Annotated in this window: 16 protein-coding genes and 1 tRNA gene; 7 read left to right on the top strand and 10 right to left on the bottom strand. The window is 34.4% G+C overall.

The features are described from left to right. Nucleotides 1-89 precede the first annotated feature (89 nt). Together M0Q24_RS01730 and M0Q24_RS01725 are read left to right on the top strand one after the other, a co-directional pair. Nucleotides 90-341: a YfhL family 4Fe-4S dicluster ferredoxin gene (locus tag M0Q24_RS01730; protein WP_295046357.1), complete on the top strand. Its 252-nt coding sequence runs from the start codon at nucleotides 90-92 to the stop codon at nucleotides 339-341. A gap of 10 nt (nucleotides 342-351) precedes the next feature. Beyond that, nucleotides 352-1,812 (top strand): Ppx/GppA phosphatase family protein, encoded by a 1,461-nt coding sequence (locus M0Q24_RS01725; RefSeq protein ID WP_295046354.1) that lies wholly within the window; start codon nucleotides 352-354, stop codon nucleotides 1,810-1,812. A 63-nt stretch (nucleotides 1,813-1,875) separates the two neighbouring features. On the opposite strand, the gene bamA is transcribed toward M0Q24_RS01725, so the two are convergent. Continuing rightward, complete coding sequence (gene bamA, locus M0Q24_RS01720) at nucleotides 1,876-4,107, bottom strand: outer membrane protein assembly factor BamA (RefSeq protein ID WP_295046351.1); 2,232 nt, start codon at nucleotides 4,105-4,107, stop codon at nucleotides 1,876-1,878. A gap of 87 nt (nucleotides 4,108-4,194) precedes the next feature. Beyond that, the gene (gene cysQ, locus M0Q24_RS01715) at nucleotides 4,195-4,950 is read right to left on the bottom strand and encodes a 3'(2'),5'-bisphosphate nucleotidase CysQ (protein ID WP_295046349.1); all 756 of its coding nucleotides are present in this window, start codon (nucleotides 4,948-4,950) and stop codon (nucleotides 4,195-4,197) included. 124 nt (nucleotides 4,951-5,074) lie between these two features. Here cysQ and M0Q24_RS01710 point away from each other — a divergent pair, with 124 nt between their 5' ends. The 4 genes from M0Q24_RS01710 (at nucleotide 5,075) to M0Q24_RS01695 (ending at nucleotide 8,103) form a co-directional block, all read left to right on the top strand. Further along, complete coding sequence (locus M0Q24_RS01710; RefSeq protein ID WP_295046346.1) at nucleotides 5,075-5,905, top strand: prephenate dehydrogenase; 831 nt, start codon at nucleotides 5,075-5,077, stop codon at nucleotides 5,903-5,905. Between the two features lie 173 nt (nucleotides 5,906-6,078). Continuing rightward, nucleotides 6,079-7,059 (top strand): phosphatidylglycerol lysyltransferase domain-containing protein, encoded by a 981-nt coding sequence (locus M0Q24_RS01705; protein WP_295046343.1) that lies wholly within the window; start codon nucleotides 6,079-6,081, stop codon nucleotides 7,057-7,059. Then, a complete protein-coding gene (gene rimI, locus M0Q24_RS01700) occupies nucleotides 7,056-7,505 on the top strand; it encodes a ribosomal protein S18-alanine N-acetyltransferase (RefSeq protein ID WP_295046340.1) in 450 nt (149 codons plus the stop codon). The genes M0Q24_RS01705 and rimI overlap by 4 nt, the downstream gene beginning before the upstream one ends. Then, on the top strand, nucleotides 7,486-8,103 hold the full coding sequence (locus tag M0Q24_RS01695; protein WP_295046336.1) for a hypothetical protein: 618 nt from the start codon (nucleotides 7,486-7,488) through the stop codon (nucleotides 8,101-8,103). The genes rimI and M0Q24_RS01695 overlap by 20 nt, the downstream gene beginning before the upstream one ends. On the opposite strand, the gene M0Q24_RS01690 is transcribed toward M0Q24_RS01695, so the two are convergent. From M0Q24_RS01690 to M0Q24_RS01680, 3 genes are all read right to left on the bottom strand, one after another. Then, entirely contained in the window at nucleotides 8,100-10,238 is a 2,139-nt protein-coding gene (locus M0Q24_RS01690) for a transglycosylase domain-containing protein (protein WP_295046334.1), read from the bottom strand. The two genes, M0Q24_RS01695 and M0Q24_RS01690, sit on opposite strands and share 4 nt — an antisense overlap. A gap of 6 nt (nucleotides 10,239-10,244) precedes the next feature. After that, on the bottom strand, nucleotides 10,245-16,001 hold the full coding sequence (locus tag M0Q24_RS01685) for an alpha-2-macroglobulin family protein (RefSeq protein ID WP_295046331.1): 5,757 nt from the start codon (nucleotides 15,999-16,001) through the stop codon (nucleotides 10,245-10,247). A 136-nt stretch (nucleotides 16,002-16,137) separates the two neighbouring features. Next, nucleotides 16,138-16,227, bottom strand: a tRNA-Ser gene (locus tag M0Q24_RS01680). A 131-nt stretch (nucleotides 16,228-16,358) separates the two neighbouring features. Here M0Q24_RS01680 and M0Q24_RS01675 point away from each other — a divergent pair. Further along, nucleotides 16,359-16,940 (top strand): transglutaminase-like cysteine peptidase, encoded by a 582-nt coding sequence (locus M0Q24_RS01675; protein WP_295046329.1) that lies wholly within the window; start codon nucleotides 16,359-16,361, stop codon nucleotides 16,938-16,940. Here the strand turns inward: M0Q24_RS01675 and pyrF are convergent. The 5 genes from pyrF to M0Q24_RS01650 form a co-directional block, all read right to left on the bottom strand. Next, the gene (gene pyrF, locus M0Q24_RS01670) at nucleotides 16,937-17,620 is read right to left on the bottom strand and encodes an orotidine-5'-phosphate decarboxylase (protein ID WP_295046326.1); all 684 of its coding nucleotides are present in this window, start codon (nucleotides 17,618-17,620) and stop codon (nucleotides 16,937-16,939) included. The two genes, M0Q24_RS01675 and pyrF, sit on opposite strands and share 4 nt — an antisense overlap. A gap of 40 nt (nucleotides 17,621-17,660) precedes the next feature. Further along, nucleotides 17,661-19,787 carry a methyl-accepting chemotaxis protein gene (locus M0Q24_RS01665; protein WP_295046323.1) on the bottom strand — a complete coding sequence of 709 codons (2,127 nt, stop codon included), beginning with the start codon at nucleotides 19,785-19,787 and terminating at the stop codon, nucleotides 17,661-17,663. Between the two features lie 143 nt (nucleotides 19,788-19,930). Beyond that, nucleotides 19,931-21,895 carry an acetate--CoA ligase gene (acs, locus tag M0Q24_RS01660; RefSeq protein ID WP_295046320.1) on the bottom strand — a complete coding sequence of 655 codons (1,965 nt, stop codon included), beginning with the start codon at nucleotides 21,893-21,895 and terminating at the stop codon, nucleotides 19,931-19,933. A gap of 57 nt (nucleotides 21,896-21,952) precedes the next feature. Continuing rightward, nucleotides 21,953-22,567 (bottom strand): 3'-5' exonuclease, encoded by a 615-nt coding sequence (locus tag M0Q24_RS01655; RefSeq protein ID WP_295046317.1) that lies wholly within the window; start codon nucleotides 22,565-22,567, stop codon nucleotides 21,953-21,955. Continuing rightward, nucleotides 22,567-24,390: a putative nucleotidyltransferase substrate binding domain-containing protein gene (locus M0Q24_RS01650; protein ID WP_295046314.1), complete on the bottom strand. Its 1,824-nt coding sequence runs from the start codon at nucleotides 24,388-24,390 to the stop codon at nucleotides 22,567-22,569. Before M0Q24_RS01650 ends, M0Q24_RS01655 begins: the two co-directional genes overlap by 1 nt. Between the last annotated feature and the right edge of the window lie 48 nt (nucleotides 24,391-24,438).

Here is a 24,438-nt window from a genome sequence, read left to right as displayed (position 1 = left end):
AAGATAAAGCTTTAATCTGATATAAATCGGACACTAATATATAGATAATAATTTATATAAAAGATTACTATAAAATATAAGGTTTTTGAATGGCTCTACTAATAAATGATGAGTGTATTGCATGCGATGCATGTCGTGAAGAGTGTCCAACTATAGCTATAGAAGAGGGTGATCCAATCTACTATATAGATCCAGATAGATGTATTGAATGTGTCGGTATATATGATGAACCTGCTTGTATTTCTGTATGTCCTGTTGATTGTATAGTCTTAGATAAAGACAATGTAGAATCTATCGCTGAGTTACAATTTAAGTACAAAAATCTAAAAGACGAAGAGTAAAGTCTTCTCTATGTCAAAACGAGTAGCTGTCATAGACATAGGTTCTAACTCAATTAGGTTGGTTGTTTATGAAAAAACTTCTCGTTTTGCCTTTCATCTACTAAATGAGTCTAAAAGTAAAGTTAGACTCTCCCAAAATGCTTATCAAAACAATGGAAACCTCTGTGAAGCTGCAATGAGTAGAACATTAGACACTCTAAGAGATTTCTTGAGTATCATAGCCTCATACAAAGCCAGAAAGACTCTTTGTATTGCCACTTCAGCTCTGCGAGATGCACCAAACAAAAAAGAGTTTTTACATAGAGCAAAAAAAGAGTTAAAGCTCAACATAAAAATCATAGATGGACAAAAAGAAGCATATCTTGGTGCAATTGCTTGTGCCAATCTTCTTCCTGTTCAAAGTAACTCTCTTACTATAGATATCGGTGGTGGTTCAACTGAGTTTGCTCTTATAAACGATAAAGATGTCTCAAACACACTCTCCCTAGATCTAGGCTCTGTAAGGATAAAAGAACTTTTTTGTGATGATAGAAAAAAAGATGAAGCTATAAGCTATATAGATGAAAAATTAAGTGTTTTAGACTCGTTAAATGCCTCTACACTAATCGGTATTGGTGGAACTTTTAGAGCAGTATCTAGCGCAATTTTAGCAAGAAAAAAACATCCACTAAACAAGCTTCATGCCTTTAGTTATAACGCCAAAGAGCTCGATGATTATCTCTCACTAGTTATAGATGCAACAGAAGATGAACTAAAAAAACTAGGCATAAAAGCAGATAGATTTGATGTTATAAAACCAGGCGCTTTAATATTGCAACGAGTCTTAAAAAAACTCTCTATAAAAGATATTATAACTAGTGGTGTTGGAGTAAGAGAAGGTGCGTTTCTTGCAGATTTACTTAGAAACTCTAAAGATAGATTTCCTGAGCATTATAGTGTCTCCACTAGATATATCTTAGACTCTCATATCAGTGAAAAAGCTATTGCTAGCCAGCTAAACTTTCTTGTGAAGAAAATCTTTGATCTTACTCACAAACATCTTGGTATTGATGAGATCTATAGAAGAGATCTGAGTATTGCTGCAAAACTATATCCTTGTGGTAACTCTATTCATTTTTACTCTAAAAATAAACATAGCTACTATATACTTCAAAGTGCGTTGGAATATGGTTTTACGCACAAACAAATAACTCTAATATCTACCCTTTGTAAATATGCCAAAAAGAAACTTCCCACAACTTCTCATGTGCAAAAATATAAAGAACTTCTACCTGAGAGAAATATTTTAAATGCTCTTAACTTCATACTATCTTTAAGCGTCTCTCTTGTAGCTCACAGACCTAGAAATTTAAAATATGATTTTATTTTTGAAGATGGAGTTTTAAATATTAATGCAGATGAATCTCTTCGCTTATGCAAAGAGTCCTTTAATAAACTAGATACTATAGAAAATCTAAAAGTCATTCTTTAATATTAAGAGAATAAAAAAAAACTTTACAGGGATGAAATCTCCCTGCAACTACTTAGCTTCTCTTTAAAATCTCTGTCCCATACTAAACTCAAACGCTGTAGTTTTGTCTCCCTCTTCTTTTGCCAAAGGTTTTGAAAACATAAGCTGAATAGGACCAACTGGAGAAAACCACTCTAACCCTAATCCGTAGCCTCCACGAGAGTATTCGTCTAAAGAACTATCACCTATAAAGCCCCAGTCAAAGTAGGTAACAAGTCTCATTTTTGCTTTTGGGACTAGTGGAAAACTAACCTCGACATTGTTAGAAAAAGTTTGCTTTGCACCTATTCTAGCAATAGTTCCATCAGATCTTACCTCAGTTGGAGAGATTGAATAAGATTCATATCCTCTAACACTTCCCATACCACCCATGTAAAACTTATCTGCGATTGGTAAATAACCAGTGTCCTCTGCATAGTAAAATCTAGCCTTATATCTAAAGATAGCATCAAAACCTACATACTCTTCTAAGCCAGTAAATTTAGCAAAATTAGTTCTACTCTTAAAGAAATCTGCATCACCACCAATCCCTGACTTTTCAAAACCTTGACTTATAGTATATCCTTCTCTTGGAAGGTAATAATCATCTGTATTGTCAAACTTTAGATTTACAAGAATTGAGCTCTTTGTATAACTCTCAAAGTATCTTGGATCTAGTTGTGTAGTACTCGTATCTATATCACTATAGCTATTTTCAGAGAAACTATAACCTAAGTACCCACTAATATGTCTAGTAAATCTATGCCCTATTCCAAGATTTAAACCTTGAGAATCAACACTATAATCATTGTACTCGTAAAATGACTTAAATATAGAGAAGTTACCACTAAAGTCACTATCATTTAGTCTTGGATTAGAGATGTTAAAGGAGTAGTTTTGAGTTCTCTCAGATTTCTCAGCTTGAACTCCCATATCTATACCTGAACCCCAAATATTTCTATCATTTACAGCTACAGTTACTAATAGCCCACCATAACTTCCATATCCACCACCTAGTTGGATATTTCCTGTTGGTGCTTCTTTTACCTTGACGACTAGATCCATAGTGGAGTTATCAACTCTCTTTTCTTCTATGGTATTTCCATCAAAAAAGCCCATTCTACCAAGAGAGTTTCTTGAGTCTTTGAGATCTGTCAAAGAGTACATATCACCAGGTCCTAGATACAACTCTCTTCTGATGATTCTATCTAGTGTTCTATTGTTTCCTGAGATGATGACATTTCTTATCTTTACTTTATCACCAGGCGTGATTTTAAAAACAACTTCAACAGTATGGTCATCTTTGTTCTTTCTTAAATCAGGAACAACCTGAACAAAAGCGTAACTCAGATCTGCGATAAGTGTTTTTATCTTCTCTGCATCATCGCGAAAAGTTTTAATATTAAAAGGCTCACCTACCTCTAAGCTTATAATCTCTCTAATCTTCTCTTCATCTACAACATGCTCAACCTGATGTATTGAGATAGCACTAATATCATAAACTTCACCCTCTTCTATTTGGTAACTCATTTCAGCTGAATAGTGATCAAAGTTTACTCTAGTAAATGGCTCATCAACCTTTGCATCCAAATATCCGTACTGCATATATAAGTCACGGATTCTAAGTGGATCGTATGAGAGATCTAAAAGCTTCATCTCTCCATCATTTCTACCCCAAAACCAGCCCATAAACTGCTTCTCTTTGTTCGCTAAAACATCATTAAAGAGATCACTATCAAGTCCTAAAACACCACTGTAATCTATCTTTTGGATAACTATCTCTTCACCTTCATTTACTATGAAAGTTATTTTTACACTTCCATTATCTAGTATCTCTTCTTCAACTTCAACTACACTATCTATCTTTCCACTTTGAGCTATCGCCTCTTGTATTCTTCTTTTTGCAGATTGAAGTCTCTTTTTGTCATAGAGTGAGCCTTTTTTGATCTGAACAACCGTGTCTAAGATATCTTTATCACTCTCTTTCCAACCCTTTAGTTCAACTTTTGAGATTATAGCTTTTTCTTTAAAATGAAAAGTGAGTTTGCCATCATCAAAATCAGCCCAAACATCATCAAAGTAGCCCTGTTTAAAGTACTTTTTTACAGCCTCATCTACAGTCTCTATATCAACATTATCACCAACATCAAACTCAAGCATTCTAAGAGCAACAGGTTTTGAAATGTGTACCATTCCAACATAATTAATAGACTTTATAGTCATAGCAGATAGGTTTATTGTAAGTAGGGTTAGCAGGATCGCTAAAAATATTCTCATTGAAGTTCCATAGTTATAAAATAAGTGATGATTTTACCTTTTATATGGTTAATCATAAGTTACACGGGCTATAAATTTTGTCATTTGTTACTTTATGATAAACCAAGGATTTAAAAGGTCTTGTTTGTTATATATCATTGGCTTTTTTGTTTTAAAATCATAACTCATTCTTCCTGCTTCTCGCACTATTGCATCCCCAGCAGCTGTATCCCACTCCATAGTTGGAGCAAGTCTTGGGTATATATCAGCACTTCCATCTGCAACCATGCAAAGTTTAAGCGAACTTCCCTTTGAAACCTGCTCAACTTCTTTTGTATCAAGAGAGTTTATAAACTTTTGAGTATCAGATGAAAGATGTGATTTTGATGTTAATACTACAAGTTTGTCTTTTTTATTTTCATTTATATATAGAGGTAATCTTTTCTCGTTTAAATAAGCTCCCTCATCTTTTTTTGCAGCATACATCAAATCTAGTGCAGGAGCATAAACAACACCTAAAACAGGTGTTTCTTTATGTATCAAGGCTATGTTTACAGTAAATTCTCCATTTTTTTTGATAAATTCTTTTGTTCCATCTATTGGATCTATACACCAGTAATACTTCCATTTTTTTCTGACTTTATACTCTACTATACTATTTTCTTCTGAGAGGATTGGAATCTCTGGATATAGACTTAAAAGCGAATTACAAATAATTTCATTGGCTTTGATATCAGCTTCTGTTAGTGGTGAGCTATCTTCTTTATATTCGATCTCAAAATCTCTCTGATAAATCTTCATAATCTCATCGCCTGCAACTTTTGCTATAGTCTTTATATCTTTTAAACTTACGCTATCAAACATCTTTTTATCCTATTTTATAATTGGCTTTAATTATGCCTAAACTTTTTTAAAGAGAGGTTTTTTACTTAAAAATAAGGCTAAACACAAAAAACTCTTGTATAATTTCACAAAAAAAGAATAAATAATGAATATAGCAATAGTAGGTCTTGGACTTATGGGTGGTTCTTTAGCTCTGAGCCTAAAAAAATTGGACTTTGTAAATAAAATTGTTGGAAGTGATCATAACAATGAGCATCAAAAAATCGCACTTGAACTTGAACTTGTTAGTGAAATAGTAAAGTTTGAAGAAGTTTATAATTACGATGTGATCTTTTTAGCTATTCCTGTTGATGGAGTCATTAAAGCTTTACAAAGACTACAAAATGTCTCAGCAGAAACTACCATCATAGATCTTGGAAGCACAAAGTCAAAAATAGTTGCATCTACTCCAGCGTCCATCAGAAAAAACTTTATAGCAGCACATCCCATGACTGGAACAGAGAACTATGGACCAACTGCAGCAATTGAAGGACTATATGAGGATCAAGTTGTAGTGTTGTGTGACTTAGAAGATAGTGGTGAGATCCAAAGAGAAGTTAGTAAAAAAATATTTAAAGCACTAGGTATGAAAAAATACTTTTTAAAAGCAGATGAGCATGATAGACATGCGGCTTTTATTTCTCATATGCCTCACGCTATCTCTTATTCTCTTGCAAATACCGTTATGAAACAAGAGAATAAAAACAACATTATAGCACTTGCCGCTGGTGGTTTTCGTTCAATGAGCCGTCTTGCAAAAAGCTCACCAAATATGTGGGAAGATATATTTAGACAAAATAAAACAAACCTTCTTGAAGCAATAGGACTCTTTGAAGATGAACTTAAGATGCTAAAGAGTTCTATTGAGAAGGAGAACTGGAGTGAGGTAAACAAGACCATGCAAGATGGTTATAAACTCCATGATATTTTAAAATAACAACTACCTTCCTCTTTATAATAAAGGCAAACAAATAGTTGTTTTAAATTCACTTACACAAACTATTTTTGTCTTTATTTCTTAACTAAATATCCTTCATTTTACAACTGCAAAATTCCAAAAAAGATGTATAGTTTCATTTATATTATTTATGTAAAATAAAAGGATTTTAAGTGGGAAATTTAACTGTTAATAGGAAAAAATTAAAGAAGTTTACAATAGATACAAAGCCTATTATGGAGAAGTATTTAACAAAAGTGGATGCAGAGCTTAGTGACTACACTTTTGCTGCAAACTTTATATGGCTTGCAAACACTAGCGGGTTTTACGCTGTTATAAATAAGTGCTTTTGTCTCTTTGTTATGACCGGTGGCGAGCTTACAATGCTACTTCCTCCTTTGGGAAAGAAAAAGAACATCACAGATGCCATAACAAAGTGTTTTGAGATCATGAATGCGAACAACTCTTCACACTACTTCTCTCGTATAGATTATGTTCAAGGCTCGATGGTAGAAGAGTTTATACAAGATGCTGATGAAGCTCAAAGTATGTTTGAGATGCTAGAGTCTTATATAGTTGAGAAAAAATTAGTTGATTATATCTATGAGGTTGAAGCTCTTATTGGTCTTAAAGGGAATAGTTACCATACAAAAAGAACTGAGATAAATAAGTTTATAAAATCCTATCCTGATTACAAAATAGAAGAGCTAGATAGCGTAAAACACAAAGAGGAGATCATGAATCTCTTTGATAAATGGACATCAGATAGAGTTAGATATATGCCAAAAGAAGAAGCAGAAGTTTATTTAGAGGGGATCTATCAAGAGAGAAGTGCAGTAAAGCAGATGTTAAAACACTATATAGAACTCTCTTTAATTGGAATTGTCATCTATATAAATGATGAATTAAAAGGTTTTACTGTTGGAGAGCGTATTAGACTTGACACTGCAACTGTTATTATAGAAAAAACAGACTTTGAGGTTTTGGGATGTGCGCAGTTTATATTTAGAGAGTTCTCTAAAGTCTTAAAAGATCATTATGAGATCACATATATAAATGTAGGCGATGATATGGGTTTTGAAAACCTTCGTAAGGTAAAAATGTCATATCGTCCATCTAAACTAGTTGCAAAATATACAATCTACCAAAAATGAAAATAAGCAAAGCCAAAACATCTGATGTTAGTGCTTTATACAACTTAGAGAGAGAGTTGTTTAACTCTAAAAACTACCCTCTCTCAAAAGCTTCTTTTTATTACCACGCTAAAAACTCTCTTTTACTTTTAGCAAAAGTAGATGATGTCCTTGCTGGATACATTTTAATTCTTATAAAAAGAAAAGATGCAAAGCTTTACTCCATAGGAGTTAAAGAGTCTTTTAGGGGAAGAGGGATCTCAAAAGTTTTACTTCAAAAAGCCTCAAAGCATCTTGAGATCTTAGAATTTAAAAAGTTTATCTTAGAAGTAAGAGTAGATAACATCGTTGCAATATCTCTATATGAAAAAAATGGTTTTAAAATTGTAAAAAGTTTAAAAGCTTTTTATAAAGACGATTGTGACGCTTATGTTATGGAGTTAAACTATGGCGATAAAGAACTATAAAAAGATATATACGGAACTAAACAAAAGCAAATTTTTAAAACTTCAAATCATCGTACTTTTTGTTACAACCTACATAGATTGGGTTATCATGCCTTATGTCACAAAACTTGAAGGTTTGTACCTACCTGTATTTATGATTAGTTTTTTTATGCTCATTGGTGCAACTGATGGCTTGATACAGCCTCTATTTAAAAAGGTGAAGATCTATAACATCTATCTTTTTATAATAATTTTAGATATTATCCAAGTCATTAGCTACTCGCTTTGTAACTATGATATGGTAGTTTTTACATATGTTATTTTGAGTATATTTACACTTCAAGCCATAACTTTTGAAATATCTAGGATCCACACAGTTGACTTTATGAAAAATGAAATAGACATAAAAGACTACCTCATCGTTAGATCTTTTTTTGTCTCTTCTGCCATTATAGGCGGTGCGGTAACTGCGATGATATTTGACTACTTTGGTATTAAACTAACAAGTATGCTCATATTTTTATCGGTTTTAGGAGTTTTTGCAGTGATCATAGAGTATAAATTATACAAAAAGTTTAAAGTTGCATTTGCTAACCTCTCTATTAGCCCTACACTTTAGAGAACTTCAAAGAGGATGCCCTCACTTGTAAGAGTTTGCTCTTTTGTATGGAGCTTAACTACAAGTTTATGCTTTCCTCTTTCTACCCTCCATGCATAAGAAGAGCCTTTTGTTGTAGCTATGAGCTTGTCATTTAAGTACCACTCAATTCTTTTTATATCGCCCTTTTCTTCTATTTCAAATGTGTAGTATTCATATTTGTCTGGGATGCGTGGATCTTTAGCAAGTAGTAAGTTTTTACTAGGTTGTCTAACTATAAATGAACTCTTTTTTTCAGATGGTGCTATAACATTTTCTCTTGCGATCATATACTCATCTACAGTTTTTACACTCTTTTCATTTTCTATGTTTTGTCTCTTTTTTATAAGGTTTGGACTTAAATATAGTGACTCTAAGGCTCTGTTTTCATTTAAAAGTGAAAAGCTCATTCGCACAACATCTGAGGGTCCACTAGCTCCTGTTACTTTGTCCATTTTAGAAAAGTCTAGGTTCCCAAACCATGCTCCAATGCAGTACCTGTCATCGTATGCCACACTCCATGCGTCACGGTAATCGCTTGAAGTTCCTGTTTTTATAGCAGTTTGGTGAGGAAAATTTAGTATGGAGTTGTAGCCAAACTCTTTTGTTCTTGATGATGGATCTGAGAGAATATTTCCCACTAAACTAGCTATGTCTTCTTGTAAAACTCTTTTTCTCTCTTTGTTTTGTGCTTTGTTTGCAAATATAGAGATCTCTTTATAGCTTCCCATCCGTGCAAGTGTAGCATAAGCACGAGTGAGTTCAAGTAGAGATATTTCTGCATTTCCTAAAGCTATGCCATCTCCATAATAGTCTGGATGCTCTTGCAAACTCTCAACTCCAAAACGATTTAAAAAGCTCATAAAGGCTTCAACCCCCACAAACCCAACCGCTTTTACAGCTGGAATATTTAGAGAATTTCCCAATGCTTCTCGCAAACTCACTAAACCATAATGTATGTTGCTATAGTTTTTATAGCCATGAGTTCCAGTTCCCACTCCCTCATATAAAGGTGCATCTTCTATTATAGTTGTAGCCTGCCAACCTTTTTCTATTGCAGCTGCATAAACAAAAGGTTTGAGTGCAGATCCAGGTTGTCTAGGTATTGTTATGGGATCATAACTTGTAAAAGCACTCCGCTTTCCTGCAAACCCAACCACCCACGCCACTACTTCATTTGTATGATGATCTATTACTAAAACAGCCCCATTTTGTACATTTTTCTTCTTTAGTGAGTTTAGTTTTGTATCTAAAATCTTTTGGATCTTACTTTGGTAGTCTCCATCTAGTGTAGTGTGTATTTGGCTCTCAGATTTATCTTGTAGATCTTTTTTTACATAAGAGAGAAAGTGCTGTGCGTTTATGTCTAGCTCTTTTGTTTTGTTTTGTAGTGGCTCTTTTTCTATTGACGCTAAAGTATTTGCATCTATTTTCTCATCTTTATAAAGCCTAGTTGCAAGGTTCATAATAGCACTTTGAAGTCGCTTCTCATACTTACTAGGATCGTACCAACGAGGAGAACGAATAATGACTATAAGAGCTAAGATCTCTTTTTGAGAGAGAGTGTCAAAATCTCGGTCAAAGTAGTAAGATGCAGCTTGTTTAAAACCTTTTCTCTTTGCAGCAAAAGGAACTTGGTTTATGTAAAAGTGTAAGATCTCTGACTTACTTGCATAACTCTCTAACCGCGTAGCATCAAAACCCTCAACCCAACGAGAAAGTAGAGTTCTTGGTCGTGGAATTAGTATGCGCACTACTTGTTCACTAAGCGTACTTGCACCTCGAACTGTTTTAAATGCTTTTATATTTTCAAAAAGTGCTACAGATCTAGCACCCCAATCTACTCCACTATGACTCATAAAGTTTTTGTCCTCAGATGCTAAAAGTGCCTCTATAAAAAAAGGATCAACTTCGTGAAGTTCTAAGAGATCTATGGTGTTAAATTGGTTTAAGTAAGTTGTGTTTAGCCGCTTACCTCTTTTGTCATAAAAGTAGTGTGACTCTTGCGACTCTACAACTCTTTGTAGTGAAGTTGGCAAGACTCCTAAAGAGTTGTATGTCTTTATGCTAAGAGCTAAAATTGCTACAAAAACTATAAAAACAATAGTTAGTCTCATCTTTACTTACTCAATTATAAACAGAGCTGGCAAAGACTTCCCAAAAACATCTGGATCATACATCTGCTCAATATGCGAAGGCATTGCATAAAATTCCCCCGCTGCTATTGCTTGAGCTGTATAACTCAAATGGTAATTTCCAGCACTCAAATAATCGGCATAAAACTCTGCACTAGCTTCTCTTAGCTCTTTATGGTAAAAACCATTAGAGTACCAACCATACTCACTCCACTGTGCTAAGTTATACCATCGAGAACCTTTTGCCATTTTTGCACTACCAAGATTGGCATCGCTACTAGACGCGGTTGCTAAGTTTGTGTTTACAGACTCAAACCCACCAGCTAAAGGATCACTTAAAACTACAAAGTGCTTAGTAGAAGCGTTACTTATATATAGATCTACTCGTACAATGTCGCCTCTTTTGATCTTAAAAGGAGGAGTTAAGAGCTTCCATATACCTTTATCTTTTATTGCATATTCACGGTGGATCTCAAAACCTGCATTAATCTCTTGTGCTGAGGAAATTTTTGGAGCATAAGAGATGCTAGATGTATAGTAGAGACGACCACTTCCCTCTTTTTTTAGAGCGAGTACTTTTTCACTCCCTAGATCTTGCTCTTTTATATTGTACTCTATACGCTTTTGAGTATCTTTTTTGGAGTTAAATTCCACCTTTGCAAGCTCTTTAGCATCTAGCCTTACATCTAAACTCATAGATCTATTTTCGCTCTCATATAACTCTGTATACTCTTTAATAGCCTGCATACAAAAAAGGTTGTCTTGTGTATTTTCCCAATGCTTACTTGCACCTCTTTGCTGTGTAATAGTTCGCATAAGCTTTGGAGGAATATCGCCTATTTTTTTCTCATAACCACCCACTCTTTTAGCTTGAAGTAGTGCTGAGAGTATTGAACAGTTTGTTCGCATTGGACTTTGTAGTAAGTAAACATACTCATCTTCTAAAGTCTCACTAAATTCAAACTTTGCTGCACTTTGAGTAGCTGCTGCTAAAATAGAATCTAGTAGTTCTTCTTTGATCTCAAGCCTTAGATCTGGTGTGTAAAGCATTGCTTGAAAGTATTGTGCTTTTCCAAAAAGAGACATAAGTTTGTAGTGTTTAAAGTACCTCTGTATATCGTGAGCTTTAATTTTACTCTCTCGCGAAAGAGCATGAAGAGCAACTCCAGAAATTGTCGCACTCATTCCTTTGTTATAACCCAAAGGAAGATCTGCTTGAGACAAAAGAGACTTCAAATACTCATCGAGCTTGTTTTTAACTACAAAATCTACCTCATATCCACTCTCTTTAAGCCATGAAAAACCTAAAGCTGTATAAGCTGAAATGTAAGGGTTTACATACTCATTTGCACCTACCCAAAAAGCCATACCACCATTTGGAGCTTGGTAGTTTGGAGCATCTTTTAACATCTCTTTTATATTTTCATCTGCACCTTGCCATAAAAGCGAGTCATCTAAATACTCTTTTAACGAGAGGTAATTAGATGCACCAAGACCTTTTGAGAGCCTCTGTTCCCAACACAAATAAGGGTAGTTTTTCAAATACTCAAATGCACCATCTATATTTCCCAAAACTGTATTTGAAAGAGTTAGCCCAATAGTTCCAACATTTGCTTCTATGTCTTTTGGTACTTTTATAGTTTCTTTTACCTCATCTTTAGTTGTAGATCCAAAGTTTGCCATAGTTAGTAGAGAGTTCTTTTTATTAACCACCAAAGTATGTTCAAGTGCATCGCTATGTTTTTCACCTTTTGTATGTACGAAAAATGTAATGTTCCCATCTTCTTTAGCTTGTAGTGGTAAATAGACTTTTTCTCTTGTAAATGCTTCTAGATCTAGCTCTATATTTTTCTTTGCCACAGCTGCACCTTTTGCTTCTATGGACAACTTTAGTTTTTGCTTTTTGCTTGTTCGGTTAAGTACACTAAATCCAGCTTCAAAACTATCACCTTCGAGGATCTGGTTTGGCATAATTGGATGAAGCTGGATCTCTTTGTTAACTTTAAAACTACTCACTCCATTACCCATACTGTCGCCTTTAGAAATACCTAACACTATGACTTTGTACTCGGTTAAATTATCAGCAAGCGTAAACTCTACTTTTGCACTTGAGTCACTCTTTACCTCAAGCGATGGATTCCAGTAAGCAATATATTTAAAATCATCTCTAAAGCTCTCAAGTCCGAGTCCATCAGATCCGCCATCTCCGCCTTGGTTAGCACCCTTTTTCTCAAAGTTTTGACGACCTATAAGACGGCTAATAAGACTAAAGTTTTGCACATCTAAAGAGTTGAGTTCGTTTAGTCCATTATAAATGTCATAATATTTATTGCCTTGTCTATTTAGTGCTAAAACTGACGCATCTACAACTGCAATAGCTAGTTCATAATCTTGTTCTTTAGAATTCAATCTGTTTTTTACATCTATACTAAGAGTCACTTTATCTCGCGGTTTATAAAGCTCTTTGTCCGTTTTAATATTTACTTCTAACTCTTTTTTAGCATCTTTTACCACAGTCTCAACATAACCCATTTTGTAACTTGGTTTGCCAAGATCTACAACGCCATCTCCTATAGGTTTTGCAACTCTTGGAGAGAGTGCGACTACACTTAAGTAAAACCCTGGAAGGTAGTCCTCTTTTACTTCAAACTCTACTATAGGAGTCGATGTGTTAAAAGTCTCTACCCACGAGTCTAAAACACCGTAGCGTTCTATTGTTATAAGGGCTTCTGTTGTTTCAAATGGGTTTTTTACTAAGTATTTTGCTCTCTCGCCTATTTTGTAACTATTGCTTTGTGGTACTATTTCTAAAGTTGCATCGTTACTTTGGTTCCAAACACTATTTCCCTCACCACTAACCCAACCATAGATCTCTGTTGGCTTCTCTTTTGTACCTTTTATAGTTGCACTAAAACGGTATGTTCCAGTGTTTTTAGGTACAAACGAACACTCTTTTGGCGTGAGATCTGAGACTACACTACACTCTGCATCTTTGATCCACTCCGATGAGTTTTGAGTTACAAAAGCGTTTCCAGATCCTTTAACTCTAGCAGATCTATACTCTTTGTACTCCACGACAACATCGACTTGAACATCTTTTATTGGCTTTTTCTCTTTGTTTAGTACCACAACTTGCACAGCACTTGGTTTGGACTTCTCATATACCCACTTTGTATTTTTAAGTCCTACAAACCTGCTTTTTTGTGCATAGTTGGCTTTTGCATAAGCTGAGACAAACTTACCTCTGTCATCTTCTACAGAAGCTTCAACTACCATTGAACCATAAGGGATCTCTACATTATCGAGTTTAAAAACATAACTGCGTTCACCTTTTGCGTCTAGATCTTCTCTTACATCTAAAAGAGTTTTTGAATTGTATAGTGGGTTTGAGAAGTAAAAATCTTTAAAGAGTGGATCATTAGTTATAAAAGGTTCTTCTTCTATATAAGCATTTATGTGAAGTGGTGCGTGTGCATAAGCACCTCCTGAAAACATTGTCGCGTAAGTAGATATTTGCACCTCTTGGTTTGGAGTATATATGCTCTTGTCTAACTGAGTAGACACACGAAATGGCGCAGGTGTAAAGTCACTAACTAAGATCTCCATTGGGTACCATTTATGACCAGTTCTTTTGTTCTCAACCTCAAAACGGTACTCCCCGCTTACTCCTTTTTTACCAATAACAAAAGAGTCTTGCATAGTTCCAAATGTATTTAAAGAGTTGTCCAAACTTTGGTACACAAGTGCGTTTAGGGGATCATATACTCGTACATTAAACTTCTCTTGCTCTATAGCTTGAATTAGCCTTGTGTTGTTTTGATCTCTATGGTAGATCTTGTAAGAGACACTATCGCCAAGTTTGTAAACTCCTTGTGGTGTAGTTCCCCAAAATTTGGCATGTTGACCTAACTCTAGTTCGTAACCATAAATGTCAGAGTTATATATTCTATAGTTATAGTTTAACGGCAAAAGTGCTTCATCTTCGCCTTTTTGTATGTGCACAAAAAACTGTTTTGTATAGTCTTGTTTAACTTTTGCTTCTAAGCTTGCACGACCATCTAAAAGTGCACGACCATCTTTGTCAGTAAGTTTTTCTTCTGCGGACTTTGTAATGTTGTTAAGTTTTTCCTTAGATCCATAGTAGAGTGTAACTTTTGCATTCTCTACAGGTTTTGCATCTGCAAACGAACTAACCCACACAAGAGTGTTAAAATGTCCAAACTTAGTATGGACTTGAAAAGGTGTAACTTGAGCCAACACACTACCTGCTGAGTGTTTAACAGAGTCAGATCCAACACTTCCATAAAGCACTCCCGACTTGTCATTTAGTGCTTTTCTTATCCCCATCTTAGTCTTATAAGAGATGTTTTTAATATCCATAGTTTCTATACTTTGAGTAGATGAGCTTTTTTTATCTGCTGTGCTACTAAGGTCAAAACGAATAAAGTCAAACTTTATATTTTCAACATTTGTAGCATAAACAGCCGCGTGACTATCTACTCCTTTTTCTAAAACAATGTTTCTATATCCAAGAGTAAGGTTTGGTTTTCTGTTGTCTGTCATAAACGAGATCTCAAATTTGCCTTTTAACTCTCTCCCAAAAATATCTTTCATCTTTTTAGCATCAATTGTATGTTTTGCATCTGCTTTAATTAAAGCAGGAAGTCTTACGCTATATGTTTTATTTTTATGATGATGAAAACCAAAGTAAGCATCGTCCATTTCGCCTTCCCAAGGGTTGTAACTCTTTGCTAAATAGTTTAGTTTTGGGTTAAACTCTACAAACTCAGCAACACTTTTTTTTGAGACCGCAGAAGAAAAAGCAAGTGAAATAGGCTCTACTGGATCACACTTGTTTTTATCCATAAAAAGTTCTGTACTGTTTACACTTAGGAGCTTGTAACCACTAGCTGTTTGACAAGTCACTCCTAAAAACTCGAACTCTCCTAAGGTGTGAAAAGTGTACTTATACTTTTGCATACTTGGCAGTGTTCCCTCATCACTATAAAGAGATCCAATAAGTTCTAAGTTTAACTCAGCACTCATTGGCAAAGTACTTTTAGGGCTAATTATCCAGTTTCTTTTTGCAGTTTTTGGATCTGAGCTATCTACTTTGTACTCAACATTCGTGCTAGTTTTTTCTTGAGTTACTATTTTTTCTATTAGATCTATATCAAAACTTTCTTGGAGATCTTGGCTTGTAATTTTAAAAGCCTGTAAAACTGACTCTTTTGTAACTGGCATGGAAAAAAATAGTTCTATATATGGTTTTGTTGGCGCTTGCCAAAGAATAGTATAAGCACTGTAGATCTCTGGAGTTTTTGTACTAAAAGAAGTTTTATATGCAGAACTTAGTTCAATGTTGTCTTGCTTTGAGAAGTTTTTAGAAACTCTTATGTTGTAGTTTGTTGCTAGTTTTAGCTTGTCTTGTCGTTCCAATGTACAAGCGAGTGATGAGCGATTGAGCCAACGCCATTTACAAGCTACTTCTGGCGTAATTTCTATGTCAATAGATTCTCTTTGCATAGCTCCAAGAGGGACAACTTCTTTATCAAAAGTTATGACTATCTCTTGTTTGTTTGAGACATCTTTTCCTACAGGAAGCACATTAAAGATCTCAGCGTAAACTTTTTCTTTAACAATAACTTCTTGTTTTTCCTCGACTTCACTTTTTTGCATACTAAACCATGTAGCAGATCCCAAAACAACGATCAATCCCAACCCAAGAAGCCAATTTTTTTTCACATCGAAACCTTTGTCATTCAAATAGTTACGATTATAGCAAATTATGACGCCAATTTTAGTTGGAAAAGTATTATTTATAAGTAGTTTTAGTTGTTGTTTTTAAAAGAGTTTAATGAAGTTTAAATAAGTCTTCAAGTGGTGGACAGAGAGGGATTCGAACCCTCGGTACAGTTACCCATACGCATCCTTAGCAGGGATGTGGTTTCAGCCGCTCACCCATCTATCCGTTGAAGAGTGCAATTATAGTCATACCTTAATAATAGTAAGCTTAAATGCTAAAGGTTTTAAGTATAATATTTTCTAAAAAAGGAGTAGACTATCAGGTTCTTGATTTTACCTATATTTAGTATCTCTCTTATGGCTACTTCTTATCCCTACTTTACAAAAAATGAGTTTTTTCATATAAAAAAAGATTATGGAGTTATTGCTAAAAATAGAGTCCTTGACTATCAAAAAACCATATCTTCATACAAAGCACTCTCAAAAGAAAATCAACTCTTAAAAGTAAATTTCTACCTAAACCAATTACTCCCCCAGTATGACGATATTGTGCAAAATAAAGTAGATTACTGGGCCTCGCCAAAAGAGTTTCTTATGATTGGTTTTGGCGATTGTGAGGACTATGTCATTATAAAATACTTCACCCTTATAAAACTTGGGTTTGATAAAGAAAAGCTTTTTTTTACTACTGTTTTTGAGAAACACTTAAGGAGCTATCATATGGTTTTGAGCTATTTTGATAAAAATGGCAAAGCACCTTTAATACTTGATAATTTAAGTTTTAGAGTTTTAAGACTTGATGTAAGAAAAGATTTAAAAGCAGACACTTTTATAAATGAGAGTGGAGTTTATAGACTAAAAGATAACAAACTCATCAAGATAGAGACTCACTCACCAAAGTTTGAAGAACTGCATTTGAGAGTGAAAAAAGAGTCTTAGAGTAACTCTAGGATCTTTTTTACAACTTCTGCAGGATCAGAAGCTTGGTATATAGGGCGACCAACTACTATAAAGTCAACCTTAGCACTCTTTGCATATGCAGTATCTGCTACTCTTTTTTGATCTCCTGCATCTTCACCAAAGGGACGGATTCCAGGAGTTAGAGTCATAAATTCATTTTTTGTAATACTCTTTATAGAAGCACTCTCATAAGCTGAACAAACCACTCCATCAAGCCCACTATTCATTGCATCTTTTGCAAACTGGTTAGCCTTAGATGCTATATCTTTTTCATAAACTGCTACAAACTCATCCTCACTAAAAGAAGTAAGAGCCGTTACGGCTAAGACAATTGGTCTTGTCTCATACTTACTAAGTCTTCTCATAACTTCACTCATGGCTCTTACACCAGATGAAGCGTGAACATTGAACATATCCACGCCTAAGCATATTATGGACTCTGCTGCATCTGCCATTGTATTTGGAATGTCATAGAGCTTTAGATCTAGAAATATTTTGAAATTAGGATTTATCTTTTTGATCTCTATTAAAAAATCTTCTCCATCTCTTATATAAGTACGAAGTCCTACTTTTAGCCAAACATCATACTCTTTTATCTTACTAGCGAGTTCTAGGTTCTCTTCTTTTGTAGGTAAATCAAGTGCTACACATAACTGCATCTAAACTCTTTATATTGTATTTGTGAAAGTATATCAAATCCTAAGTCTTAAACTGCTCTAAATGATGAGTCAGTTTGTGTGTCATATTTGTAAGATGTTTAACTGCATCTGTAATCTCATGCACACTCTCACCATTTGAGATAGAGATAGTGTTTATCTCATCAATCTTGCTAGATATAAGTTCCATATGTTTTGAAGCTTTTAGGAAGTCTTCAACACTCTTATCACTAGCTAATGTAGCTTTGTTTACTATATCCGTTGTTGTATTGATTTTTTCTTCAACTTCAGAAGAGACTTCTGCTAGATCTTCCATCTCTTTTGAGTTTAAGTTCATACTTTGGCTTGCTGAGTTTGTTGCTTGGACAATTAAGTTTATAGTAGCGTTTATCTCTGCTAAAGAGTGTTGAGTCCTCTCTGCGAGTTTACGGACTTCGTCTGCTACTACTGCAAATCCTCTTCCGTGTTCTCCTGCTCGTGCTGCTTCTATGGCAGCGTTTAGTGCAAGTAGATTTGTCTGATCTGCAATATCAGAGATAACACTAAGTACATTTTTAACCTGCTCACTATCTTGAGAGAGTGCTTCTATTTTTTGTGCTAACTCAACCTCTGATACTGCACTTTTTTTAACTTTATCAGTTAGTGCTACGATCTCATCTCTGGCATCATTTAGCATATTACTAGCTTTAAGTATATCATCCTTGCTAGATTTTGAATCCTCTACGGACATAAGGATTTCTGCTATCATATCTGCTGTACTTTTTGTAGTATCTTTGATGATATCTACTGAGATGAGTACATTTTGGCTAACTACATGAGAAGTTGTAGAGAGCTCTTGTGATACTGATGCATTTTCTATAGCTGAACTTCTTGCTTGGTATATCAAAGAGTTTAAAGATGTCATTAGGCTATTAAATGCTAAACCTATTTGAGATATCTCTTTTGGAGTGTTTGTATCTATTTTTATAGTTAAATCTTTGTTCTTAGATATCTCACACATCACCTCTTCTAACTTAATTATATGATTTGTAATGCCATTTTTAATCAATAGATAGACAATTATCATAAAGACTATAAGTATAACAATCGCGGATATCACGACACTTGTAATGATCGATGTTACGTTCTCTTTAGCATCATCTTTTATCTTTTTTATCTTAGGTGCTATAGCATCCTCGAGATCCTTCTTGTAAGCGCCAGTTCCAATTACCCAGCCCCATGGCTTAAAAAGTTCTACAAAAGATACTTTTTCTTCTGCTATTTTTGAGTTTGGTTTTGGCCAAACATAGTTCACAAAACCACTTCCATCTCTCTTTGCAACTTCTGCAAACTCACTAAAGAGTTTTACTCCATTTGCATCACTTAGATTTGATAGATCTTTACCATTTAAGCTTGGATCCATTGGATGGTCAATTATCACAGCATCAAGATCATTTATCCAAAAGTAGCCATCCTCAGCATATCTCATTTGCGAGATGATATTTAGGGCATCTTTTTTTATAAATTCAATTCTATCTGATGTGTATTCCCCTGTGCCAATCACCCAATCAAATGGCTTAAAGAGTTTTACAAAAGATATTTTTTCTTCTGGAATTGTAGAGTTTGGTTTTGGCCACATATAACTTACAAATCCACTTCCTTCACTCTTTGCAACACTAGCAAACTCGCTAAAGAGTTTTGCTCCATTTGTATCACTTAGATTTGATAGATCTTTACCATTTAAACTTGGATCCATTGGATGGTCAATTATCACAGCATCAAGATCATTTATCCAAAAGTAACCCTCATTTGCAAATCTTGTAGTAGAGATGATATTTTTTATATGTTTCTCAAGCTCATTTTTAGAGAGTCTGTTTTTATTTTTTTCATACTCATTTTCAATCACAAAAAACAGCAGTTGCATCTGTCTACTTAGTCCATCAGATACTTCTTTTTTTATATTTTGAATCTCTGTTTTTTTATAAAAAGAGTTTAGTGTTTTTACAGCTATTGATGTAAATTCCTCTAGTTCATCTTTTTTAGTAGCGTATGCCTCTTGTGTGTAATTTTTTATATTTTGCTCTGTTGATATATTTATCTCATGAACAAACTGCAAAGCTAACGCAAGAGATATAAAAATCATAGCAGCAAATATAAGAACTTGTAATCTCATTTGAATGGACATATTCATTGTAATCCTTATTTTTATTATTAATAATTATAGTGTTAATATTCTTAACGACTATTAAAAGACTATAATAAAACTAATTACTTATATAGATTAATAATTTTTTAAGAAAATATCTCGGGGAAGCTCCCGAGAGTTTGATTGTTTTATAAAGAACAACTTTGAACTTTACTAGCTATCACGGCTACTATACTTGGATCTTCTAGAGTTGAGATATCTTGAGTGACAATCTCACCTTTAGCAATAATACGTAAGATTCTTCTCATAATCTTTCCTGAACGAGTTTTAGGTAGTCCTGAAACAAAAACCATATCATCACAAAGAGCGATATTACCAATCTCTTTTTTAATGATATTGTTTATAGTTTTAACTTCATCAATCTCATTAGCCATACCTTCATCTTGTTTTAAAACGATGTAAGCAAAGATCCCTTCACCTTTTAGTGGATGTGGTTTTCCAACAACTGCAACTTCAGCGACATTTGGATGTTTTTTGATAGCAGCTTCAACTTCAGCTGTTCCCATTCTATGTCCACTTACATTTATAACATCATCAGTTCGTCCTGTAATTGTAATGTAGCCATCTTCATCATACATAGCACCATCACCTGTAAAATAAACAGCTTTGCCATCTTTTTTTACATCGCCATAGTAAGACTTGATGTATCTCTCTTCATCACCCCAAACATTACGAATTTGTGCTGGCCAAGGGCGAGTTATACAGAGATATCCTGTCTCGCCTATATCTGTTTTTTCTCCAGTTAAAGGATCAAGTATTTCCGCCATAATACCAGGGAGTGCTAGAGTTGCACATCCTGCTTTTATAGGAGTAGCCCCTGGAAGTGGAGAGACCATATGTCCCCCCGTTTCAGTTTGCCAGTAAGTATCAACTATAGAACATTTACCTCCGCCAACTTCTTCATGGTACCATTTCCACGCTGGTGGATCAATTGGTTCACCAACTGTTCCTAAAACCTTTAAAGAGCTTAAATCATACTTAGCAGGCTCATTTTCTCCCATCTTATGAAGTACACGAATTGCAGTAGGAGCTGTGTAAAACTGATTTACTCTATGGTTTTCAACCATTCCCCAAGGTCGCCCTGCATCAGGGTAAGTGATAACACCCTCGAACATTACAGTAGTAGCACCCATCGCAAGTGGTCCATAAACTATATATGTGTGCCCTGTAATCCAACCAATATCAGCAGTACACCAGTAAGTGTCGTTTTCTTTTACATCAAAAACCCATTCCATAGTCATCTGTGCCCAAAGAATGTACCCAGCAGAGTTGTGTTGAACACCTTTTGGTTTTCCAGTTGAGCCTGATGTATATAGTAAAAATAGTGGATCTTCAGAGTTCATAACTTCAGCCGCACAAACTGATGACTTATCTTTTATAAGCTCATTGTATGAGTAGTCACGTCCAGCCACCCAAGTCACATCTTCATTATTTCTCTCAACAACTAAAACTTTTTTAACTGGAGTTTTACCTTCAAGAGCTTCATCAACAACTGGTTTTAACATATAAGGACGCTCTTTTCTATAAGCACCATCTGCTGTTATAACTACCTTAGCTTCTGCGTCTTCGATTCTATCACGAAGAGCTTCTGAAGAGAAACCACCAAAAACTATAGAGTGTATAGCACCGATTCTAGCACACGCAAGCATCGCATAAGCAGCTTCTGGAATCATTGGCATATAGATAATTACACGGTCACCTTTTTTTACACCAAAATCCTCTTTTAATAGGTTCGCAAATCTGTTTACATGCTTATATAAATCTAGGTAAGTAATAGTTTGAATATCCCCACGATCACCTTCAAAAACAATAGCAGCTTTATTTTTACGAGTATCTAAATGACGATCTATACACTGGTGAGCAACATTTAACTTTCCACCATCAAACCACTTAACAAAAGGAGCTTTGCTTTCATCTAGTACAGTGTCAAATGGCTCGATCCAGTCGATCTTCTCTTTAGCATAGTTACTCCAAAAACCCTCATAATCTTCCATAGCTCTCTCTTGGAGATCATAATATTCACACATATTTTTAATATTTGCCGATTTTGCAAACTCTTTGTTTGGTTTAAATACTTGCTTTTTTTCTATCATTCTTTTTCCTTTTTATTTATTTAAGTACGCCAAAGCAACTATGTCCCTTTGACTACGCTAAGCTTTCTTCAATTTTAAAAATATCATAGCTGTCATGATGGCATCATTGACAGCGTTATGTGCACCCATATCTGGTACGCCACAATTTTTTAAAATTGTATCGAATCTCAAATCAATATTTCCTTGAGGTATCAAAGAAATTGTCTGATCGAAGTATATTTCAGAGACTTCTATCTTTTTGTTAGGAAGTGTAATACCTAACATTGGTTTAATATACTTGTTTATCATGCTAACATCAAACTCTAAGTAGTAACCAACAAGTGGTCTAGAGCCTATAAAGTCTAAAAACTCACGAATAGCGCACTCCGTAGTCTTGGCATTTTGCAAATCAATCGGTCTTATACGATGAATTTCTATACTTTTTGAACTCATTTCACAAGAGTTTTTTATAAAAACTTCAAAAGTTTGTGAAGTTAGTATTTTATTATCTTTTATCTTAACAGCTCCAATGGAGACAATATCGTCTTTTTTGGGGTTTAATCCTGTTGTCTCTGTATCAAAAACAATATACTCTCCACTTAAGTCTTCTTCAAACAAAAACTCATACTTTTTTTCTTTAAGTCTTGAGCGATTTGCCTTTGTTTTGATCTTGTCTATAAAAGAAAATAGCATTATGAAACCATATTTAAGTGAAAGTGAAAACTCATAAACTTTTTAAACTTGTTTATGATTTTAAAACTATCTTTTAGTAGATCTCGCTGGATCTTTTCTAGTGACTGTGGATTTATATAGTTACTCTCATCTAAAGATTTAGCCTCTAGCGTAGCTTTTAAGCGAATCGCACTTAGTGTGTCAAAACTCTCTATTAGCTCTGTTGCAAAAACTTTATCTATGATGCCTTTGTTATTGAGTTCTTTTATTCTCTCTATTGTGTTTGTTTGAGTTATCTCATACTCTAAGCATAGAGTTCTGATTCCATGAACGAGTGCAAAAAGTCCGCCTTTTTTTAAGTCAAGCCTATTTTGTTGCTCTTTTTCTAAAACAAACCCAGAAAACACAGAGAGGGGAGTCTCAAAGTTTAAAACTGCCTTTGCTATATGAGCCAAAACATCATCTCTTTGATGAAAATGTTGATGTAGATGAGTGATGAGAGAGCTTAAAAGATTTTCATCTCCTGCAACACACTTTGAATCTAAAAAGATACTAAGATTTTGAACATCAGCTTCACTCATACTCTGTGTCCATCCAGCTATTAACTTTTTATATCCACTCTCATCTCTTCTCCAAAACTCATTACTTACCATGATATTTCCAGGACATTTTGGAAACCCTAGTTCTAGTAGATGTGAGTTTAATTTCATCATAGGTTCTTCGTACAATTTCACATCCACACCATTTCTGATGATAAGAGCATTGTCTTGGTCAGATTTTAAAGTCTGCTCTTCTCTTCCTTCGCTTCCCATAACAATCAAAGCACAGTCTTTTTGTAACTCAGCATCTACACACATATCAAAGACTTTTTTATAGACTTTGATGTTAAGAGTTGAGATTAGTTTTGTGATATATCTTACCTTTACACCCTTAGCACGAAGTGTAATGATGATATTTTTCATATCTGCTTGTAAGATTTTTAAATCATCGATATTTAAAGCTTTATCTATCTGAACTGCTACAAGATGCGAATGGTTTGCGAAGTAACTAAGAAGATCTAGTTGTTCTAGTACTCCAAATACTTCCTTATTTTTCATCACAACTATTCTCTTAATCTCATTTTGAGTCATAATTAAAAGAGCATTAAATAAAAAATCTGCATAATCGATGCTAATAAGTCCCTTTGTAGCAATCTTTGAGATCTCATCTTTTACATCTGCTCCACCTAAGAGCACATGTTTTCTTAAGTCTGTATCAGTAACTATTGAGTACTCATTAGCATCTTTTACAATGATTACATGTGCTTTTAGTTTTTCTTGCTTACCCAAAGCACTAAAGATACTTTCACTAGGATCTACTACACAAGCCTTATGTAAAAACATATCTGATACTCTTGCCATTAAAAATCCAGAGAAATCACTCTGCATATCATAGTTTTTAAGTTGTTGATGTCTTGTTACAAAATCTTGAAGAAAATAATTTTGTACTTTTTTGTTCTGCATAAGTTCCAAAAAGTCATCTTTTTTAATCTCATAACAGATGAGATCTTCATCTACTACAAATCTTCCTTCACACTTTCCATATATAAGTGCATCAGCATCAAAAGTATCTCCATGAGAATAAACATTTTGTATTTCATCATCTTTAGATTCTGTAACTGAACCCTTAATAATGATGTAAAAAGCGATGGATGGGAGGTTTTTAGAGATGAGTAGTGTGTCTTTAGGATAGTAGGCTATATCGATCTTTTGCATGAGATTATCAAGCGTAGTTCTACTTAGTAGTCCAAAAGGATGTATGGATTCTATAAGTTTTCGTTGATCTAAAATACTCAACTTTATCACTCCTTATTTAATTTTTAAATCAAAGAGTAGAGATTTCACTCTCTACAA

It is taken from the genome of Sulfurimonas sp., from assembly GCF_023228785.1.
In the GTDB taxonomy this organism is placed as follows: Bacteria; Campylobacterota; Campylobacteria; order Campylobacterales; family Sulfurimonadaceae; genus Sulfurimonas.
Note: the sequence above shows the minus strand (reverse complement) of the source record. Positions and strands in the feature narration are given on the sequence as shown.

Excerpts from the sequence above, each read along its gene's own strand:
- M0Q24_RS01690 (WP_295046334.1), bottom strand. The coding sequence starts at position 10,238 with ATGAGACTAACTATTGTTTTTATAGTTTTTGTAGCAATTTTAGCTCTT.
- rimI (WP_295046340.1), top strand. The coding sequence starts at position 7,056 with ATGAAAATAAGCAAAGCCAAAACATCTGATGTTAGTGCTTTATACAAC.
- M0Q24_RS01730 (WP_295046357.1), top strand. The coding sequence starts at position 90 with ATGGCTCTACTAATAAATGATGAGTGTATTGCATGCGATGCATGTCGT.
- M0Q24_RS01655 (WP_295046317.1), bottom strand. The coding sequence starts at position 22,567 with ATGCTATTTTCTTTTATAGACAAGATCAAAACAAAGGCAAATCGCTCA.
- M0Q24_RS01665 (WP_295046323.1), bottom strand. The coding sequence starts at position 19,787 with ATGAATATGTCCATTCAAATGAGATTACAAGTTCTTATATTTGCTGCT.
- acs (WP_295046320.1), bottom strand. The coding sequence starts at position 21,895 with ATGATAGAAAAAAAGCAAGTATTTAAACCAAACAAAGAGTTTGCAAAA.
- M0Q24_RS01725 (WP_295046354.1), top strand. The coding sequence starts at position 352 with ATGTCAAAACGAGTAGCTGTCATAGACATAGGTTCTAACTCAATTAGG.
- bamA (WP_295046351.1), bottom strand. The coding sequence starts at position 4,107 with ATGAGAATATTTTTAGCGATCCTGCTAACCCTACTTACAATAAACCTA.
- M0Q24_RS01695 (WP_295046336.1), top strand. The coding sequence starts at position 7,486 with ATGGCGATAAAGAACTATAAAAAGATATATACGGAACTAAACAAAAGC.
- pyrF (WP_295046326.1), bottom strand. The coding sequence starts at position 17,620 with ATGCAGTTATGTGTAGCACTTGATTTACCTACAAAAGAAGAGAACCTA.
- M0Q24_RS01710 (WP_295046346.1), top strand. The coding sequence starts at position 5,075 with ATGAATATAGCAATAGTAGGTCTTGGACTTATGGGTGGTTCTTTAGCT.
- cysQ (WP_295046349.1), bottom strand. The coding sequence starts at position 4,950 with ATGTTTGATAGCGTAAGTTTAAAAGATATAAAGACTATAGCAAAAGTT.
- M0Q24_RS01675 (WP_295046329.1), top strand. The coding sequence starts at position 16,359 with ATGGCTACTTCTTATCCCTACTTTACAAAAAATGAGTTTTTTCATATA.